An 18,889-nucleotide genomic window follows, 5' to 3' on the forward strand; every position below is an offset into this window, starting at 1 on the left:
ACCGCCCGACCGAATCCCCCGGCGCGGATGGACGGTGAACGGTGACCGCACACGGACCGTTCGTCGCGGGAAACCCCAGGATCCGCGGGGTCCCGGACACTCGATCGGCGGCGCCGGTGCACCGGTTCGGCCCAGGTGAGCAGCCAATTCGACCGCTCGCCGTGCACCAACGACCGCTGCCCGTGACAATCTGCCGCTCATCGCCCGGCTCCACGGATCAGCCGGTCACCGCCCCATACCGACCGGTCGGCGTCCGCCGGGCGGGGAAGGCCGGGATTGCTGCCGAGCGCCTCGCCGAGCGGCGGTGGGCCGCGGTTGGCGGCGGGGCGCTGTGGTGGGCGCGCGATGGTGTCGCGTTCTGCGGACAGGGGCGGAGCCGGGCAGGGAGCGCCGCTAGAGGCAGCGGCCGGGGCGGTGGTCGCCCGCTGGCCCGGCGTGGACGGATGGGTCCTGCCGCCCAAGCTGCCCGCCAGTGCGCCAGCGCGGCGTTCGTTGGTTCGCCTGCCAGCCCAACGCGGGCGGAAGGCTTGCCGTCGCGGGCGTCCTCGCAGCCGCGGGCGCGCGGGCGGTTCAGCCACCAGCTCCGAGCGGACGGATCGGCGTGCCACCCAGGTTGGCCGTCGGTGCCGCCGTGACTGGGCTCAGTTGTTCGGCAGCCGGGCCGGCGCGGGCGTGGGCGGATGGCCTTGGGAGGCCCGCCAGGTCGGGGCCTCTTGCCTCGACTTCGACCAACGCGTCGAGCTGTTGCCATCGGCAGCTCACGAGCCTCACTCCCATCCGGTCGGCCACCCATCTCGCGCGTTCGCACGCGTGGACTGGACCTTCGTTCGCGTGGGAGGCCGCGGCCAACGCGCCCAGGTCGGCCGCCGACTCGGCCCGATGGCGCGCTATCACCGTCGCTCCCAGCCACAACGCCAGCGTTGCCACGCCCGTCAGGGCCGCCACCGCCAATGCCGTCCAGATCGTGGCCGCTCCGCTGTCCGGGGCCTGCCCGTCAACCTTGAGCACTTCTCACCTCCGTGCCCGGCTCGGCGACCGCGTAGGCCGTTGCGTCGAGGTGGATTGCCGGGAGGAGGCCGGATGCCGGGTGGGCCGTCACCTTGGCCGTGATCGTGTCGCCGATTTGCTCGAACGTCAGGTTCGCGCCCGGCGGCCCGATCTCGTGGACCGCGGCCGCCGCCCCGGTCGGCTGGCCCCTCGCCAGGAGCCGCGCCGCCTCGCGGGCCGCGTCCGTGCAGCGCAGCTGGCTCGTCAGCACCGCGATGCCCGCGACCAGCAGGACCGTCACCACCGTCAAGCCGGCCAGGCCGAGCGCTGCCTCGACGGTCACCGCGCCTTCGTCCCCGCGCCTCATGACGGCACCGACAAGGCCTTCATGACCAGGTTCGTCAGCCAGGAGACGACCGAGTCTCCGGTGAGCAAGGAGTAGAGGACAGCGGCGAAGGCCGCGACGGCGACCGTGACGATGGCGTACTCGACCGTCGTGGAACCGTCGTCCGGGCGGGGCCGGCGGCGGAACGTGCGCATTGGGGGTCTCCCTTCGATGGGGGTTCGTGGTCAGAAGAGCGGGCCGAGCCGCCCGGCCAGGCCGAGGACGACCGGCAGCACGCCCAGGCAGAAGAAGGCCGGCAAGAAACACAGACCGACCGGCAGTGCGAGCGCCACCCCGGCCCGCTCGGCGCGTTCCTCGGCTTCGGTGGCCAGCTCGTCGCGGAACCGTCCGGCGAGGTCGCCTGCCGCCGCGGCGAACGCCGCCCCGGACCGGGACGTCCGGATCGCCGCGGCCGCCAGCTCGCCCAGGCCGGGGACGGCCTGCACCGGTGTCCAAGCCTCGTCCGGGCGGGAGCCGAGGGCGAGCAATCCCGCCGTCGAGCTCAGCGCCGTACTCGCTGCCGCGGGCGCGGTGCCCGCCACGGCCTCCAACGCCGAGGGAACCGGCAGGCCGGCGCGCAGGCAGGCGGCGAGAAGGTCGAGCGTGCCCGCCAGCCGCAGCTTGGCGGCGATGTCCACGGCCAGTGGCCGCGGGCGGCGGGTGCGGCGGATCGCCCACCACCCGGTCGCCGTCACGATCGTGCCCGCCACCGCCCCGGCGACCCCGCCGACCAGCACCGCTGTCGAGACGCCGCCCAGCGCCGCCGCGATGTGCGGTAGCGCGTGGTGGCCCGCGCGGACGGGCCTCGGGCCGTCGGTCAGCCGGGTGAAACGCCGCACGATGGCTTCGTCCGGCCAGCTCAGCAATGCTCCGGCGAAGAGCAGGAGCGCGATCGCGGTCACCGGATCCGCACCCGTCCGGTCAGGGCCCGGCACCAGGCCGTGCCCGCCCAGAGCAGGACACACCCGGCGACCAGCAGCACCTGGCCCGGTGTGCTGCCGGTCAGCACGGACAGCGGACCCGCGCCCATGACCTGCCCGAGCAGCACGCAGAGAACCGGCAGTCCGGTGAGCACCGCCGCACTCGCCCGCGGCCCGGCCAGCTTGGCGCGCATCCGGCGGCCGAACGCCAGGCCGGCTTCGGCGTCGCGGCGGGCCGCGTCGAGGACGTCGGCCATCGGGAGGCCGTGGCGTTGGGCCAGCGTCCAGGCGGCGGCCAGCCGCGGTAAGGCCGGTGCGGGCAACTCGGTGTCGAGCCGGGCCGCCGTCGCCAGGGCTTGGAGGTCGCCCGCCACGGCCGGGACCACGTCGGCGGCGGCTTCCGCGGCCGTGACCGGATGGGCGCCGGATCGGAGCTCGGCCACCATCGTCCGCAACGCGGTTGCGGTGTGCGCGGCCATCGTCAGGTCCGCCGCGGCTCGGCGGTGAGCTCGCCATTCCTGGCTCCACGCGAGTGTCAGCACGCCGGCGGCGATCGCGCCGCCCGCTCCCGCGAGCAATCCGGCGAGGGCGGCCGGAAGCAGCCAACGGACGGCGCGCCACACCTGGGGAACCCGGACGGTGGCCGGTGGCTCGATCATGGCCTGGAGCCGGTTCGGCGGCGCCGGCCAGCACGCCAGGGCCGCGCCCACGCACAGCGGGAACCACGGGGTGATCATCGCCGTCTCCTTCGGTTGCGCGCGAAAGCGTTCAGCACGCGATCGCCCCCGACGTCGCGAACAGGTGCCGGTCAACCGTCCACCGGCCCGCGCGCCACACCGGCACGACCCGGGCCCGGCCGTGTTCGGCACGAAGTACGCCGACCTCGGCGAGGCGCCGGCGGCCGTCCGGTTCGCGCCGCATGTGCAGCACCACGCGGATCGCGGCGACGAGCTGGCTGTGCACGGCGTCGCGGCCGAGGCCACCGAGCGCGGCCAGTGCCTCGATGCGGGCGGGCACCTCCGCCGGGGAATTGGCGTGGACGGTGCAGGCGCCGCCGTCGTGACCGGTGTTGAGCGCGGTGAGCAGCGCGCCGACCTCGGCACCGCGAACCTCGCCGACCACCAGCCGGTCGGGACGCATGCGCAGCGCCTGGCGGACGAGCTCGGGCAGGCTGACCGCGCCCGCACCCTCCACATTGGGCGGACGGGCGACGAGGCCGACGAACTGCGGGTGCGCGGGTTGCAGCTCGCCGGCGTCCTCGACGCAGACGATCCGTTCACCCGGGTCGACGACGCCGAGCAGCGCGGCCAGGAGCGTGGTCTTGCCCGCGCCCGTGCCGCCGGTGACGAGGAACGCCATCCGCTTCGAGACAACGGTGCGGAGAAGTCTGGCGCCAGCCTCGTCGAATGCGCCGAGTTCGCCGAGCGTGGCGAGGTCGTGCGTCGCCGGGCGCAGGACGCGGAGGGACAGGCAGGTGCCGCCGGCCGCGATCGGCGGGAGGACGGCGTGCACGCGGATGCGGCCGTGGGGGCCGGCGCCGGGGAGCCAGCCGTCGACGTAGGGCTGCGCGTCGTCGAGGCGGCGCCCGGCCGCGAGGGCGAGGCGCTGGGCCAGGCGGCGGACGGATTCTTCGTCCTTGAAGCGGATGCCGCTGCGGATCAGGCCTTGGGGGCCGTCGGTCCAGACTTCGTGCGGGCCGGTGACGAGCACGTCGGTGGTTGCCGGGTCGTCGAGGAGCGGGGCCAGCGGACCGGCGCCGATGAACTCGTCGCGGGCTTGGCGGGCGGCGTCGAGCACGGCGTCGTGGCCGAGGACACCACCGGCTTCGGCACGGACGGCGGTCGCGACGGCGACCGGATCGGCCTGGCGGCGGTCGCCGGCCAGGCGGTTGCGGACGCGGTCGACGAAGTCGGCGGTCATGGGTTCGCCCGCCTTGCTTGATGGTGGGTTCTTGGGGTGGCTTGCGGGTGGCCGGGCGCGGCGGTGATGCGGGTATCGGGAGATCGACGCGGTGTTGTGAGAAGGTCGCTGGTCGCCGATGTGCCGCTGCGCGAGGTGGTGACGCGGGTGCCTTGCGATCGGCGCGGGTCCGGGTTCCGATGCGGTGGCGCGTTGAGGCCAGGAGTCGACGATGGCCCGCTGCGGGCAGCAGTGACGCGGGTGCCCCGCGACGAGCACGAACCCAGGACCCGATGCGGCGACGCGAGGGAGCCAGGGGTCGCAGATGTGCCGCTGCGCGAGGCGGCGACGGGGGCGGTCCGCAACCGGCGCGAGTCCAGCATGCGCTGCCGCGGCGTAAGAGGGCCACGGGTCGACGATGTGCCGCCGCGCGAGGCGGTGACGCGGGTGCCCTGGGACCGGCGCGAGCCCGGTATCCGATGCCGTGACGCGAGGGAGCCAGGACTCGCCGACCTGCCGCCGGGTGAAGCGGCGACGCGGGCGGTCCGCGACCGGTACGAGCCCGGCATCCGATGCCGCGGCGTGAGAGGGCCACGGATCGCCGATGTACCGCTGCGCGAGGCGGTGACGCGGGTGCCCTGGGACTGACGCGGACCCGGCATCCGATGCCGTGACGCGAGGGAGCCAGGACTCGCCGATGTACCGCCGTGTGAAGTGGTGGCGCGGGTGCTCTGGGACCAACGCGAGCCCGGCATCCGATGCCGCGACGCGAGGGAGCCAGGACTCGCCGACCTGCCGCCGAGCGAGGCGGCGACGCGGGCGGTCTGCGACCGGCGCGAGCCCAGCATTCGGTGTCGTGGCGCGAGGGAGCCCACCAACGCAGTTGTCATGAGCCTGCCTGCTCTGCCGGGATTGCGGGCTGGGGGATGGCCGGTGGCTCGCTGGGCGATGCCGTGACTCGGGTGGCCGGCAGCAGACTTGCGCGTGGCTGGGGGTGGGGCCTCGGGGACGTCGAGAACCTTGCCGCGGTTGCTGGGGCTCGGCTCAGCAAGCCCAAGATTGTCGGCAGCAGCAGCTCCGACACTCTCGTTGGGGTGCTTACGGGGCGGAGGTCGTGGGCCGCGGGGGTCATCGGGTGGCCGCCTGGGCTTCGCGGCGGGCTGCTGCCAAGACCTCGGCCGCCGTCTTGGCCAGGGGGCCCTTGCGCTTCGTCGGGAACTCGGCTCGCTCCAGCGCGTTCCAGAGGCCGCGCTCCGGGGGCATCGAGGCCATCAATGGTGGACCCATCAGGACGGCCTTGTGGACGTCCGGGTCCTTCGAATGTCCACATGTGACCATGCCGATGCGGGCCGTCAGCTTCGACAGGCGGTTCAGCACCTTCTTCGCCGCCAGGCACGCCCGGAACTCCAGCGGCACCACCAGCAGCACCAGGTCCGCCCGCAGCACCGCCTCCTCGGACGCCTCACCGAGGGTCCGCGGGAGGTCGCACACCACCGTGCGGCCCGCGCGGCGACCGGCGGACAGGATCGCCGACAACGACTCGGCCTGCGGGCCGTTGCCTTCGGGACCGGACGCGAGCACCGGGAGGCTGCCGCCGTGGTGCGTCCGCCGTGGGAGGGTCGCGGCCAGCGACGACACCGACACCCGGCCGCTCAGCTGCACGTCCGGCCAGCGTGGTCCGGGAGTCTTTTCCAAGCCGAGCAACACATCCAGGCCGCCGCTGAGCGGATCGCAGTCCAGCAGCAGGGCGCCGCCCGGATCGCCGGCGGCCGCCAGTGCGAGGGTCGCCGCGAACACCGACGCCCCCGCGCCACCCCGGCCGCCGACCACGCCGAGCACCAGACCGGGTTGCGCCGCCGGTGTCTCGACGACGTCGGCGAACGCGCCGGCGAGCGCGGACTCTTCGTCGGGCAACGCGATCACGCGCTCGACGCCGCTGCGGAAGGCGTGCTCCCACGTCGCCGGTCCCGGACTGCCCTTGCAGACCAGGAGGATCCCTCTGCGCCGGGGCAGGGCCGGCGGGTGCCGCACGGCTTCTTCGTCGAGGACCACCAGCGGCGCACGGGCCCAATGCCCGCTCGCCGCCGTCAGGTCCGGTGCGCGGTCGAGTTCGCAGCCCGCGACCGCGGCCACGCGCAGTATCTCGTCCAGCACGGTTTCGTCCGCGGCGATCACCAGCGGTCGTTCCCCCGTCATGCGGTCCTCCCCCGTCGTCGGTGCGGGCCGTGGGTGGCCCGGGTTCCACCGTCGCGGGCGGGGATGGGGCGGCACAACGGGGCGGGCGGCCGGCTGTGGACAACCGGGGTGTTGTGGACAACTGCCGCTCGTGACACGCTCGCGGACCGTTCTGGCGGCGGGGTGTGGCAGGATCACGGCTGTCCGCGACGCATCTGCGGCGGAAAATGGGCCCGAATTTCCGCACGGGAAGATTCCGCGTTCATCGCGAACCTTGATTCGCGACGCAACGGGGAATTGACGAAGGTAAGCGGAAGGCAAGAAGGCCGGGAGCGTCGCCGCGAAAAGCGGAATCCAGCAGGCGCAACGCAAACCGGGAAGGCAAACGGGAGGTAAGAGGGCGGCCCCCGCCAGGGGGGAGGGACGGGGGCCGCCGTGGGTTCAGCCCCGGGGGGTCGGACTGAACCGGCCCGGTTGGACACCGGGCTCCCTCACTGTAACTCCGCCCTGCGCCGGATCGCGCGCCGGATGAGGCACACAGTTCGATAACGGCACAGCGCGCCCGAAGTGCCTGCCTGTCATGGATTTTCCGCCCGGCGCGACGCGCGCGTGGTGGATCAACGGGACGCGCCTCGATCAAGCTCCTATCCTGGGCGGGTGGCCGAACCGAGCAGCGCGCCGTCGCGCATCCGGAAGCCGGGCCCGGAGCACGCGGTGGCCGCGTTCTTCGACCTGGACAAGACGATCATCGCTTCGTCGAGCGCGCTGGCGTTCAGCAAGCCCCTCCTGAAAGAAGGACTGATCAACCGGCGCGCCGCGTTGCGAAGCGCGTACGCGCAGCTGGTGTTCTCGCTCGCGGGCGCCGACGAGAACAAAACCGAGCGGCTGCGCGCCGAAGTTTCCGCGCTGTGCGCCGGCTGGGACGTCGCCCAGGTTTCGGCGATCGTCCGCGAGACCCTGCACGACGTCGTCGACCCGCTCGTGTACGCGGAGGCGGCGGAGCTGATCGCGCGCCACCGCGCGGACGGCCACGACGTCATCGTGCTGTCGGCGACCGGCGAAGAGGTCGTCGCGCCGGTGGCGGAGATGCTCGGCGCGACCCGGAGCGTCGCCACGCGGATGCAGATCGTCGACGGCCGCTACTCCGGCGAAGTGGACTTCTACTGCTACGGCGCCAATAAGGCCGTCGCCGCGAAGCAGCTCGCCGCGACCCACGGCTACGACCTCGCCGAGTGCTTCGCCTACACCGACTCGAGCACCGACATCCCGCTGCTCGAGGTCGTCGGGCACCCGCACGCGGTCAACCCGGACAAGCTCCTGCGGCGGGAGGCCCTCGAACGCGGCTGGCCGATCCTGGCCTTCGACCGGCCGATGTCGCTGCGCACCCGGATCCCGACGCGGTCGGCCGGGATGGTGGCGCTCGGTGTCGGCGCGGTGGCCGCCGGAGCGACCTGGTACGGCCTCAACCGTCGCCGTCGGTCCCGCTAGCCGGACAGCCGCCACCCACACGGCCGTACGGCCGCCACTTTGCTTGGCCCAGCCCCGAATTGTCCGTCGCGCAGGGTGCCGGTGTCACCCGATCCAGCCTCTGTACCGGTGCACCCGTCCGCGCACTTGAAGTGACCGGGCTCACGGCGTAGAAAGTAGGTGCGGACGTTCGGTCGGCCAGGGAACAGGTAGAAGAGAAGCCTGTTCCACCCCGGCAAACCTCCGTGCGCGGACTCCGGGTACCCACGCGCAGCGCGCCGCGGGAGGCTCGTCGTCTAGGGACTGCGTAGTGGGACGCCACACGCCGAGTCCATGTAGGTACGACCAGAGTTGCACGCTTGGTCGCCCGAGAAGTTCGCGCTTGCAGGCGGCGCCCGTGGCTTCGGCCACGGGCGCCGCCTCGTCTATGTGGGGGTACCGGGCATCAGCCGTGAGCGGGGACGGATCTCGCGTGATCGAAGCCGGAACTCGCGTGATCGGGGCCGTGACTCGCGTGATCGGGGCCGGAACTCGCCTGGTCGGCCGTTCGGGCCTGCCCGCATCTTGCGAACGGAGACTTTCCTACCGATCCGGGTACGACTGGACCGTTGGTGCGGTCGGTCGATGGACAGCGCCGGATTCGGTGAGTAGCTTCCCGATATCGGCGCCTCTGAGTGGACTTCTGACGTCCTGACCGGCGCCCGCTACTTCTGGGAGGCTGGTCGTGACGACCCGAAATCGGAGGTTCCATGCGCTCGCCCTGCCCGTCGCGGGGGTGCTCGCCTTCACCAGTGTGGGTGTCGCGACCGCGGCGAGCGCACCGGCGGTGAGCGCGGACGCGCAGGCCGAGGCCGCGGCGACCCAGGCGTTGCGCGGGCTGACGCTCGAGCAGAAGGTCGGGCAGCTGTTCGTCACCTGGGTGAACGGCAAGGCCGCCGACGAGGTCAACCCGAAGAACCAGACCGACTTCGGCGTCGACACCCCCGCGCAGGTCATCCAGAAGTACCACCTCGGCGGGGTCATCTACTTCGACAACGCCACGCGTGACAACTTCGACGACCCCGTGCAGGTCGCGAAGCTGTCCAACGGCCTCCAGAAGGCCGCCGTCTCGAGCGGGGCGCACATCCCGCTGCAGATCGCCGCCGACCAGGAGGGCGGCACGGTCACGCGGATGGGCGCGCCGGCCACCGAGTTCCCGAACGCCATGGCCATCTCCGCCGGACGGGACACGAACCGCGCGACGCAGGCGGCGACCATCCTCGGCCACGAACTGCGGGCCGTCGGGATCAACCAGGACTTCGCCCCCGACTCCGACGTCAACTCCAACCCCGTCAACCCGGTCATCGGTGTGCGGTCCTTCTCCGGGCAGCCCGGCTTGGCCAGCGACTTCGTCGCCGCCGAGGTCAAGGGCTACCAGGACTCCGGCTTCCCGACGAAGACCGTGGCCGCGACGGCCAAGCACTTCCCCGGGCACGGTGCCGCGCCGACCGACAGCCACACCGGGCTGCCGCGGATCGACAGCACCGAGGCGCAGTGGCGGGCCACCGACGTGCCGCCGTTCAAGGCCGCGATCGCGGCCGGCGTCGACTCGATCATGAGCGCGCACATCCAGTTCCCCAGCCTCGACCCCTCGCTCGAACCCGCGACGCTGTCGCAGCCGATCATCACCGGCCGGCTTCGCAACGAGCTCGGCTACCACGGCGTCGTGATCACCGACTCCCTCGAGATGGAGGGCGTGCGCAAGCTGCACAGCGACGCCGAGATCCCGGTGCTCGCGCTCAAGGCGGGCGTCGACCAGCTGCTCATGCCGGTGCACCTCGAGCTCGCCATCAACTCGGTCATGGCCGCCGTCAAGTCCGGTGACATCCCGATGCGGCGGATCGACCAGAGCGTGCTGCGGGTGCTCAAACTCAAGTTCCTGCGCGGCATCCTCTTCTCGCCGTTCGTCGACACCGGCCGGGTGATGAAGACCGTCGGCATCCCGTCGAGCCTCAAGACCGCGCAGGACATCGCCGACCGCGGCATCACGGCCATCGCGAACGACGCCGGTCTCCTGCCCCTGAAGCAGAAGCCCGCGACCACGCTCGTCACCGGCTGGGGCGTCTCCACGACAGCGACCCTCGCGCAGAAGCTGACCGCCCACGGCACGGCCGCGACGGCCTACCAGACCGGTCAGGTCCCGACGGACGCCCAGGTCGCGCAGGCCGTCGCCAAGGCTCAGAACGCCGATCTCGTCGTCGTGCTGACCAACAACATCGCCACCTACCCGCTGCAGACCAAGCTGCTCGACGCGCTGCAGGCCACCGGGAAGCCGGTGGTCGCGGTCGCCGCGCAGATCCCGTACGACGCGGGCTACCCGAGCACCGTCCGGACCTGGCTGGCCACCTACGGCTACATCACGCCGACCCTGGAGGCGCTGGCCAAGGTGATCCTCGGCGAGACCAAGCCGATCGGGAAGCTGCCGGTCGACATCCCCGCGGGGGCCGACATGCAGACCGTGAAGTACCCGTTCGGCCACGGGCTGACCTGGTGACGCTCAACCGGCGCCACTTCCTCGGTGCGAGCGCGCTGGCGGTCCCGGTCCTGGCGGGCGGTTCGGCCGTCGCGGGAGCCGGGCCCGAACAAGCCGAACTGGGGCATGGGCGCGTCCTCACCGGCGCGGAGCAGCTGGACGCGCAGGGCTGGCACCCCCTGAAGGGCCGCAAGCTCGGCGTGCTCTCGAACCCGACCGGGGTCCTGCTGAACGGCGATCACATCGTCGACTCGATGGTCGCCGCCGGCGTGAAACCGGTGGCGGCCTTCGGCCCCGAACACGGCTTCCGCGGCAGCGCGCAGGCCGGCGGCTCCGAAGGCGACTACACCGACCCCCGCACCGGCATTCCGGTCTACGACGCGTACGGCGTCGACGCGACGAAGCTCGCTTCGCTGTTCACCAAGGCCGGCGTCGACACGGTCGTGTTCGACATCGCCGACGTCGGAGCGCGGTTCTACACCTACATCTGGTCGCTCTACACCGCGATGGTGGCCGCCGCGAAGACGGACGCGGCCCTCGTCGTGCTCGATCGGCCGAACCCGCTCGGCGGCCGGGCGGCCGGGCCGGTGCTCGACCCGAAGTTCGCCTCCGGGATCGGGCGCAAGCCGATCGCGCAGCAGCACGGCATGACCGTCGGCGAGCTCGCGCGCTTCTTCGCCGAGGAGTTCCTGCCCGGTGAAGGCGTGCAGCTGAAGCAGCTCGACGTCGTCCAGGTACGCGGCTGGCAGCGCGACACGCTCTTCGCGCGGACCGGGCTGAACTGGGTGTTGCCGAGCCCCAACATGCCGACGCCGGACACGGCGCTCGTCTACCCGGGCACCGGGATGTTCGAAGGCACGGTGTTCTCCGAGGGCCGCGGCACCACGCGGCCGTTCGAGATCATCGGCGCGCCCGGGCTCGACTGGCGCTGGCGCGAGAAGCTCGAGGACCTCGCCCTGCCCGGCGCACGGTTCCGCGAGACCTACTTCGTGCCGACGTTCAGCAAGTTCGTCAACCAGACGTGCGGCGGCGTGCAGCTGAGTGTGAGCGATCCGCGGGCCTTCGACGCGATCCGGACCGCCGTCGCCATGCTCGTCACGGCGAAGGCCCTGCACCCGGACGTGTTCGCCTGGCGCCCCGACAACTACATCGACAAGCTGTCCGGGTCCGACCGGCTCCGGACCATGGTCGACGCCGGCGCGGGCGTCGACGAGGTCACCGGCGCCTGGCGGGCCGAGCTGGCCGGGTTCGATCGGAGACGCCGCCACTACCTGCTTTATCGCTGAGGGGGAGACTCATGCGTGCTAGGAAGGTCCTCGTCGCGGCCACCGGAGTGCTGGTCGCGCTGACGACGTTGACTGTGTCCGACTCGGGAGCCAGCGCCATCACCAGCCACGATCCGGCGGCCGGCCGCTTCGACCGGCCGCAGCAGGGGTTCGCCCCGCCGTGGACGACGCTGCGCGACGGGCGGCCGCGGGACGTCGGCCTCGACCCGGCGCCGATCAAGGCGGCCGAGGACTTCCTGGCCAGCTGGACGAAGCCGGACGCTTCGGGGCACCCGCACTTCTCCGGGGCGGTCGGCCTGCTCGCGCACGACGGCGTGGTCGTCGACCGGTACGCGGTCGGCGGCGCGGTGCGGTACGCCGACGCCGCGGGCACCGAGCTGCCCGCGGACCAGCAGGTCCCGATGCGCGACGACACGATCTTCGACATGGCTTCGATCTCGAAGCTGTTCACCTCGATCGCGGTGCTCCAGCTCGTCGAGCGCGGCCAGTTCACCATCGACACCCCGGTGAGCCGCTTCTTCCCGGAGTTCGCCACCGGCGACAAGGCCGCCATCACGGTCAAGATGCTGCTCACGCACACCTCGGGCTTCGACGCCGACCCCATCCCGTCGCTCTGGGCGGGCTACCCCGACATCCCGTCGCGCCGGCAGGCCGTGCTCGACAGCCCGCTGAAGAACAAGCCGGGGACGACGTACCTCTACTCGGACATCAACCTGCTGACGCTCGGCTTCATCGTCGAGAAGCTGACCGGGCAGTCCCTCGACAAGATCGTCCACGACCGGATCACCGCTCCGCTCGGCATGGCCGACACCGGTTACAACCCGCCCGCGGCGAAGCTGAGCCGGATCGCCGCCACGGAGTTCGAGGCGAACCCGCCGCGCGGGCTGGTGCGCGGCAGCGTGCACGACGAGAACGCGTGGTCGCTCGGTGGCGTCGCCGGGCACGCCGGCGTGTTCAGCACCGCGAGCGACATGGCGACCCTCGCCCAGGCGATCCTCAACGGCGGCAGCTACCGCGGGCACCGGATCCTCGGCCAGGAGACCGTCCGGCAGCTGCTGACGAACTACAACCAGCAGTTCCCGGACGACGCGCACGGCCTCGGCTTCGAGCTCGACCAGCCCTGGTACATGGGTGCGCTGGCGTCGCCGGTCACCGCCGGGCACACCGGCTACACCGGAACGACGCTGGTCATCGACCCGGAGTCCCGGTCGGTCGCGATCCTGCTGACCAACCGGGTGCACCCGACCCGGAACTGGGGCTCGATCAACACCGCCCGCCAGGTGTGGGCGACGTCGCTGGCCAGGGCCATGGCAGTGCGGCCGGTGGCCGGGAAGGACGCCTGGGCGAGCACGCTGGGTAACGCCGCCGTCGCTACGCTCAGTACCCACCCATTTACCACGCATAGTGATCAAGCGCGGGTCTCGTTCGCCGCTTTCGTGGACACCGAGGGCAGCGGTGATCCACTTCAGCTGCAGGCCAGCACCGACGGCGTTAACTGGCAACCGATCGAGTTGTCGGTTTCGGGCCCGGGTGCACCATCCGGAACCGTGACGTCGCTCTCCGGACACGGGCACCGCGCCTGGTGGCGGGCGGTGGGCGCGGTGCCGCAGGGCGCGTCAGTGAGCCTCCGCTGGCGTTACAGCACCGACCCCAGTTACACGGGGCGGGGAGTTTCGGTGGACAGTGTGAAAGTCACCGAGAGCGGCCGATCACTCCTCGACGGTGAACGGGACCCCGCGATATTCGTCGCAGAGGGTTGGCAGTTGACCTCTCGGTGACCGATCGGTCGCCGAACGTCGACCGCGCGGCGGAATTTACCGTCCTCTTGCCGCTTGCACCGCGACACTAAGTTGCCAAGTCGTTAGCTTGACCTCGTTAACAAGGTCGACCTGGTTGGCGACTTTCTGGTCAGTGATTAATCGCAAATCCAGATCCGCAGACACGGACGGGTTGCGATCCGACCGAAGGGTGTGGGTAGCCTTGTCGCAAATGCCAACGGTTAGTAACTTTCCGACGGTGAGTGATACTGAATCCGTAGTCGGGCCGGTACCGTCCGAGGCCGTATCGGTCCAGGCGGCCGTGCGGGACGCCGACTCCAGCCCGCTGGTGCGGATCCGGTCCCTGCTCCCCGGCCTGGCCCGCGCCGAGCAGCGCGTGGCCAAGGTGGTGCTGGAAGACCCCGCGCACGTGGCGCGGCGCAGCATCACCGAGGTGGCCCTGGCCGCCAACACGAGCGAAACCACGGTGACGCGGTTCTGCAAGGCCGTCGGCGTCGGGGGGTACCCGCAGCTGCGCATCGCGCTGGCCGCGGACACCGCCCGCACCGAGGCGCGCAGCACGCGCAACCTCGGCGGTGAGATCGGCCCGGAGGACGACCTGGCCGCCGTGATCGGCAAGGTCAGCTTCGCCGACGCACGGGCCGTCGAGGAGACGGCCGACCAGCTCGACATCGCCACGCTGGAGCGGGTGATCGCGGCCGTCGCGGGTGCCGGCCGCGTGGACGTCTACGGCGTGGGCGCCAGCGCGTTCGTCGCCGCCGACCTGCAGCAGAAGCTGCACCGCATCGGCCGCGTGTGCTTCGCGTGGTCGGACACGCACATCATGCTCACCTCGGCCGCGGTGCTGAGCCCCGGTGACGTCGCGATCGGCGTCTCGCACACCGGTGCCACCACCGACACCGTCGAGGCGCTGCGCGTGGCGCGCGAGCACGGTGCGGTCACCATCGCCGTGACGAACTTCCCGCGTTCCCCGATCACCGAGGTCGCCGATCATGTTTTGACGACCGCGGCCCGGGAAACCACGTTCCGTTCGGGAGCAACAGCGAGCCGGATCGCCCAGCTCACCGTCATCGACTGCCTGTTCATCGGGGTCGCGCAGCGGCACATGGACGCGTCGGTCAACGCGCTGGACGCGACCAGGGACGCAGTCGGATCACACCGCTTGGGGGTCAGGCCGGACGGTCGTCGCCGTCCGCGGGAAACCGGCAAGTAATGCCCGGAGAAAAAGTGAGGCGCATGATGACCGTCCCCGTGCAGGCGGTGCACGTCGATTCGCCGACCGAGACCCGCAATCCCCGCACCAAGGACATCGACCTGATGTCCACCGCGGGGATCCTGGGCGCGATCAACGCCGAGGACCGCACGGTCCCCGGTGCCGTTGCCGCGGTGCTGCCCCAGGTGGCACGCGCGGTGGACTACGCGGTGGACGCCCTGCGGGCCGGGGGCCGGGTGCACTACGTCGGCGCGGGCACGTCCGGGCGGCTGGCCACCTTGGACGCGGCCGAGCTGGTGCCGACGTTCAACGTGCCGGGCGACTGGTTCATCGCGCACCACGCCGGCGGCGAGCGCGCGCTGCGTCAGGCCGTCGAAAACGCGGAGGACGACTCGGCGGCCGGGGCTGCCGAGATGGCCGCGATGGTGCAGCCGGGCGACTTCGTGCTGGGGCTGACGGCGTCGGGCAGGACGCCGTACGTGCTGGGTGCGCTGGCCGCGGCGTCGCGTCAGGGCGCCCGGACCGGGCTGGTTTCGGGCAACGCCAAGGCCGCGAAGCCGGCCGGGGTCGACGTGCTCATCGCCGTCGACACCGGGCCGGAGGCGATCGCCGGCTCCACCCGGATGAAGGCGGGCACGGCGCAGAAGATGATCCTCACGTCGTTCTCCACCGCGACGATGATCAAACTGGGCCGGACCTACTCCAACCTGATGGTCAGCATGCGGGCCACCAACGCGAAGCTGCGCGGCCGGACCATCCGGATCCTGCAGGAAGCCACCGGCATGACGATGGCGGACTGCTCGGACGCGCTCACCGAGGCCGGGGGCGACCTCAAGGTGGCGCTGGTGCACCTCCTCTCGGGGAAGACGTCAAGAGCGCGGCGAAGGCGCTGCACGCGTCGGGCGGGCACGTGCGGAAGGCACTCGACCTGGTGCGGGTGCGGGCGAGCTAGATCTTTACCTGTTCATCTGTCTAACCTCTCAGATGAGAGGGAAGGCGGACGGGCGATGGCGGGCACGGACGAGGACTCGCGACGCGGGCTTTCGCGTCGCGAGTGGGTGTCGATCGGCGGAATGGCCGGGTTCATCCTGCTGCTGAACGTCGTGGGCTGGGGCGTGCTCACGGCGTTCGTCGCGCCGCACCACTACGCGCTGGGCACGTCCGGCGTGTTCGGGATCGGCCTGGGTGTCACGGCGTTCACGCTCGGCATGCGGCACGCGTTCGACGCCGACCACATCGCCGCGATCGACAACACGACCCGCAAGCTGATGAGCGACGGCCAGCGGCCGCTTTCGGTCGGGTTCTGGTTCTCCCTCGGGCACTCCACGATCGTCTTCGCGCTGTGCCTGCTGCTGTCCCTCGGCGTCCGCGCGCTGGCCGGGCAGGTCGAGGACGGCTCCTCGACGCTGCACCAGGCCACCGGCGTGATCGGGACGTCGGTGTCCGGGGTGTTCCTGTACGTGATCGCGATCTTGAACCTCGTGGTGCTCGTCGGAATCCTGCGGGTGTTCCGGCAGATGCGCCGGGGCGAGTTCGACGAGGCCGCTTTGGAGCACCAGCTGGACAACCGCGGCCTGCTGAACCGGCTGCTGCGCGGCGCGACGAAGGCCGTGCGCAAGCCGTGGCACATCTACCCGGTCGGGCTGCTGTTCGGGCTGGGCTTCGACACGGCGACCGAAATCGGGCTGCTCGTGCTGGCCGCGGGCGCCGCGACGTTCGCGCTGCCGTGGTACGCGATCCTCGTGCTGCCGATCCTGTTCGCCGCCGGGATGACCCTGTTCGACACCGTGGACGGCTGCTTCATGAACTTCGCCTACGGCTGGGCGTTCGCGAAGCCGGTGCGCAAGATCTTCTACAACATCACGGTGACCGCGTTGTCGGTCGCGGTGGCGCTGCTCATCGGGACCATCGAGCTGGTGTCGATCCTGGCCGAGAAGCTGGCCATCACCAGCGGGCCGCTGGCCGCGATCGCTTCGGTGAACCTGGACTACGTCGGCTTCGGGATCGTCGGGTTGTTCGTGCTGACGTGGGTCGTCGCGCTGGCGGTGTGGCGGTTCGGGCGGATCGAAGAGAAGTGGTCGGCGAAGCTGACGGCTTAGGTCACCCCGGAGGCGCCCGGCAAGTCGGTGGTCACGGTCAAGGTGACCACCGACGAGGAGGAAGCGGCCGTCAACGACATCCTGGGCAAGAGCACCGGATTCAGCGCTCCCGCGACCATCGATCGTCAGTAGCCGCCAAGGCTCAAGAAGCCGCGTCCGAAATGCTCTTCGCTTCGCGCGCACCGGCTTCGAACGCTTCGCAGCAGAAGAGCAGCCACTCGCGTACGCCGTCCGGAGTCCCGCTCGCGAAGCCTTCGGCCGCTTCGAGGTACTTGGGCACCCGGCGGAAGAACGCCACCTCGGGAACGCTCAGCGCCTTCGGGTCCAGGCCCGTGGCGACCATCGTCAGTCGCGCGGCCGCGCGGGCCACGACGCCGTCCGCGCTGCCGAACGGCTTGAGCGCCAGCAGTTCGCCGTGCACGACCGCCGTCAGGACCGGGCCCGGCACCGACGTCGCTCCGGTCACCAGCTGGGCGAGCAGCTCGAGACGGCCGCCGCCGGACTGCGGGCGGCCCAACGCGTCCGGGTCGTCGACGAGGTCTGCCGCGGCCAGGACGTGCAGCCGCGCCAGCGCCTGCAGTGGCGCGCGGCGCCACGTCGGCAGCAGCGACTCCAGTGTCTCCGCGACGCGCAGCGCGCCGGCGAGGACGGGGTCGCCGACGGCACCGTCGGCGGGCAGTTCCGGGTTGGCGCCTTCGATGCCGGCCGACGCGCGGGCGGCCCGCACGGACGCTTCGGCCGCCGTCGCCGCGCCGCCGCGGAGGTTCGCCGGGAGCCGGTGGACCGCGAACACCGCGTCCTGCGCGGACTTCGCCGCCGCCGCGACGCCTTCGAGGTCGAGGAGGGGCTTCAGCGGGTCGGTCATGCGTCGAGCACCTGTCCTTCGCGGGTGACCACGGGCGGCAGCACCGACCACGGGAAGTTGATCCACTTGCCGGTGTGCCGCCAGACGTACTCGCACTTCACCGTCGAGTGCGGCTTCTCGTAGACGACCGCCGAGCGCACCTCGGCGACGTGGTCGAGGCAGAAGTCGCGGACCAGCTTGAGGGTGGCGCCGGTGTCTGCGACGTCGTCGGCGATCAGCACCTTCTTGCTCGTGAGGTCGACGACGTTGGGTACCGGCGGCAGCACCACCGGCAGGTCGAGGCGCTGGTCGACGCCGGTGTAGAACTCGACGTTCATGACGTGCAGGTTCTTCACGTCGAGCGCGTAGCCGAGCGCGCCGGCGACGAACAGCCCGCCGCGCGCGATCGAGAGGATGAGGTCCGGCGCGAAGCCGTCTTCGGCGATGGTGTGAGCCAGTTCACGGCTCGCCGTGCCGAACAGCTCCCAGCTCAGCTCTTCCCGCTCTTCGGCCATCGAGCCTGCCCTTCCGTCGTGGTCCGCCGAGCATAGGCAACCGGCAAGTGGTCTCTGATAATGATCAGAAATTGGCTATCTTGAGCAGCCACTGACCGGCCTACGGTGATCCCGTGAGCGACTGGACCACGCGACCGACCCTCTCCGGCGAGCACGTCCGCCTGGAGCCCCTGACGCCCGAGCACGCCAAGGGCCTGTTCGAGGCCGGCGCCGACCCGGGCATCTGGGCGTGGCTGAGCATCCGTCAGCCGGGGGATCTCCCCGCCGCCGAGCGGATGGTCGAGCAGGCGCTCGCCGACCCCGACCGCCGTCCCTTCGCGCAGATCGACGTCGCCTCCGGCCGCGTCGCCGGGACGACGTCGTACTACCAGGTCGTCGAGAAGCACCGGATCCTGTCGATCGGGCACACGTGGATCGGCGCGGACTGGCAGCGCACCGGACTGAACACCGAGTCGAAGCTGCTCCTCCTCCAGCACGCGTTCGAAACCCTTGGCGCGCAACGGGTCTGCTGGGAGACCGACATCCGCAACCTCCGCTCGCAACGCGCCATCGAACGGCTTGGCGCGCTTCGCGAAGGCGTGCTGCGGGCGCACCGGATCCGGCCGGACGGCTCGTCGCGTGACACCGTCACGTACTCGATGCTGGCGCCGGAGTGGCCGGCCGCGAAGGCCCGGCTGAACGAACGCTTAGTCACCGGGTCCCGCCTGGCACGGTGAACCGGCCGGGCGCCGTGGGTGCAACCTTTTACAAGGCGGACTAACGTCGCTAGCGTGCCGCTAGCCGTCGTTTCGGCGCACTACAGGAGGCCT

Annotated in this window: 16 protein-coding genes and 1 pseudogene; 8 read left to right on the forward strand and 9 right to left on the reverse strand. The window is 71.5% G+C overall.

The features are described 5' to 3' along the window. Positions 1 to 570 precede the first annotated feature (570 nt). The 7 genes from QRY02_RS34640 to ssd all read right to left on the reverse strand — a co-directional run bounded on the left by QRY02_RS34640 (position 571) and on the right by ssd (position 6,387). Positions 571 to 1,008, reverse strand: coding sequence for an Rv3654c family TadE-like protein (locus QRY02_RS34640; RefSeq protein ID WP_285987002.1), 438 nt, complete (start codon positions 1,006 to 1,008; stop codon positions 571 to 573). Then, on the reverse strand, positions 995 to 1,330 hold the full coding sequence (locus QRY02_RS34645; protein WP_285993998.1) for a TadE family type IV pilus minor pilin: 336 nt from the start codon (positions 1,328 to 1,330) through the stop codon (positions 995 to 997). The genes QRY02_RS34640 and QRY02_RS34645 overlap by 14 nt, the downstream gene beginning before the upstream one ends. A 20-nt stretch (positions 1,331 to 1,350) precedes the next feature. Then, entirely contained in the window at positions 1,351 to 1,527 is a 177-nt protein-coding gene (locus QRY02_RS34650; protein WP_285987003.1) for a DUF4244 domain-containing protein, read from the reverse strand. A 30-nt stretch (positions 1,528 to 1,557) separates the two neighbouring features. After that, the gene (locus tag QRY02_RS34655) at positions 1,558 to 2,274 is read right to left on the reverse strand and encodes a type II secretion system F family protein (protein ID WP_285987004.1); all 717 of its coding nucleotides are present in this window, start codon (positions 2,272 to 2,274) and stop codon (positions 1,558 to 1,560) included. Continuing rightward, entirely contained in the window at positions 2,271 to 3,029 is a 759-nt protein-coding gene (locus QRY02_RS34660) for a type II secretion system F family protein (RefSeq protein ID WP_285987005.1), read from the reverse strand. Before QRY02_RS34660 ends, QRY02_RS34655 begins: the two co-directional genes overlap by 4 nt. 31 nt (positions 3,030 to 3,060) lie before the next feature. Beyond that, entirely contained in the window at positions 3,061 to 4,212 is a 1,152-nt protein-coding gene (locus QRY02_RS34665) for a TadA family conjugal transfer-associated ATPase (protein WP_285987006.1), read from the reverse strand. 1,107 nt (positions 4,213 to 5,319) lie between these two features. Further along, a complete protein-coding gene (gene ssd / locus QRY02_RS34670) occupies positions 5,320 to 6,387 on the reverse strand; it encodes a septum site-determining protein Ssd (RefSeq protein WP_285987007.1) in 1,068 nt (355 codons plus the stop codon). Positions 6,388 to 7,023: 636 nt separating this feature from the next. On the opposite strand from ssd, the gene QRY02_RS34675 reads away from it, so the two are divergent. The 7 genes and pseudogenes from QRY02_RS34675 to nicT all read left to right on the forward strand — a co-directional run bounded on the left by QRY02_RS34675 (position 7,024) and on the right by nicT (position 16,721). Next, positions 7,024 to 7,854, forward strand: coding sequence for an HAD family hydrolase (locus QRY02_RS34675; protein ID WP_285987008.1), 831 nt, complete (start codon positions 7,024 to 7,026; stop codon positions 7,852 to 7,854). A 754-nt stretch (positions 7,855 to 8,608) separates the two neighbouring features. After that, complete coding sequence (locus tag QRY02_RS34680; RefSeq protein WP_285993999.1) at positions 8,609 to 10,366, forward strand: glycoside hydrolase family 3 protein; 1,758 nt, start codon at positions 8,609 to 8,611, stop codon at positions 10,364 to 10,366. Then, positions 10,363 to 11,631: an exo-beta-N-acetylmuramidase NamZ family protein gene (locus tag QRY02_RS34685; RefSeq protein ID WP_285987009.1), complete on the forward strand. Its 1,269-nt coding sequence runs from the start codon at positions 10,363 to 10,365 to the stop codon at positions 11,629 to 11,631. The genes QRY02_RS34680 and QRY02_RS34685 overlap by 4 nt, the downstream gene beginning before the upstream one ends. Positions 11,632 to 11,642: 11 nt before the next feature. Further along, positions 11,643 to 13,409, forward strand: a complete 1,767-nt coding sequence (locus tag QRY02_RS34690) for a serine hydrolase domain-containing protein (RefSeq protein ID WP_285987010.1) — start codon at positions 11,643 to 11,645, stop codon at positions 13,407 to 13,409. Between the two features lie 238 nt (positions 13,410 to 13,647). Further along, a complete protein-coding gene (locus QRY02_RS34695) occupies positions 13,648 to 14,622 on the forward strand; it encodes a MurR/RpiR family transcriptional regulator (protein WP_502874155.1) in 975 nt (324 codons plus the stop codon). A gap of 23 nt (positions 14,623 to 14,645) precedes the next feature. After that, positions 14,646 to 15,574 (forward strand): annotated as a pseudogene (locus tag QRY02_RS34700) (N-acetylmuramic acid 6-phosphate etherase). A 55-nt stretch (positions 15,575 to 15,629) separates the two neighbouring features. After that, positions 15,630 to 16,721: a Nickel transporter NicT gene (nicT, locus tag QRY02_RS34705; RefSeq protein WP_285987012.1), complete on the forward strand. Its 1,092-nt coding sequence runs from the start codon at positions 15,630 to 15,632 to the stop codon at positions 16,719 to 16,721. A gap of 142 nt (positions 16,722 to 16,863) precedes the next feature. Here nicT and QRY02_RS34710 read toward each other — a convergent pair whose 3' ends face one another. Both QRY02_RS34710 and QRY02_RS34715 read right to left on the reverse strand, forming a co-directional pair. After that, the gene (locus QRY02_RS34710) at positions 16,864 to 17,586 is read right to left on the reverse strand and encodes a Fic family protein (protein WP_285987013.1); all 723 of its coding nucleotides are present in this window, start codon (positions 17,584 to 17,586) and stop codon (positions 16,864 to 16,866) included. Next, positions 17,583 to 18,080 carry a phosphoribosyltransferase gene (locus QRY02_RS34715; RefSeq protein ID WP_285987014.1) on the reverse strand — a complete coding sequence of 166 codons (498 nt, stop codon included), beginning with the start codon at positions 18,078 to 18,080 and terminating at the stop codon, positions 17,583 to 17,585. The genes QRY02_RS34710 and QRY02_RS34715 overlap by 4 nt, the downstream gene beginning before the upstream one ends. 113 nt (positions 18,081 to 18,193) lie before the next feature. Between QRY02_RS34715 and QRY02_RS34720 the strand changes: the two genes are divergently transcribed. Further along, positions 18,194 to 18,796: a GNAT family N-acetyltransferase gene (locus QRY02_RS34720; RefSeq protein WP_285987015.1), complete on the forward strand. Its 603-nt coding sequence runs from the start codon at positions 18,194 to 18,196 to the stop codon at positions 18,794 to 18,796. The last annotated feature ends 93 nt before the right edge of the window (positions 18,797 to 18,889 follow it).

Source organism: Amycolatopsis sp. DG1A-15b (assembly GCF_030285645.1).
In the GTDB taxonomy this organism is placed as follows: Bacteria; Actinomycetota; Actinomycetes; order Mycobacteriales; family Pseudonocardiaceae; genus Amycolatopsis.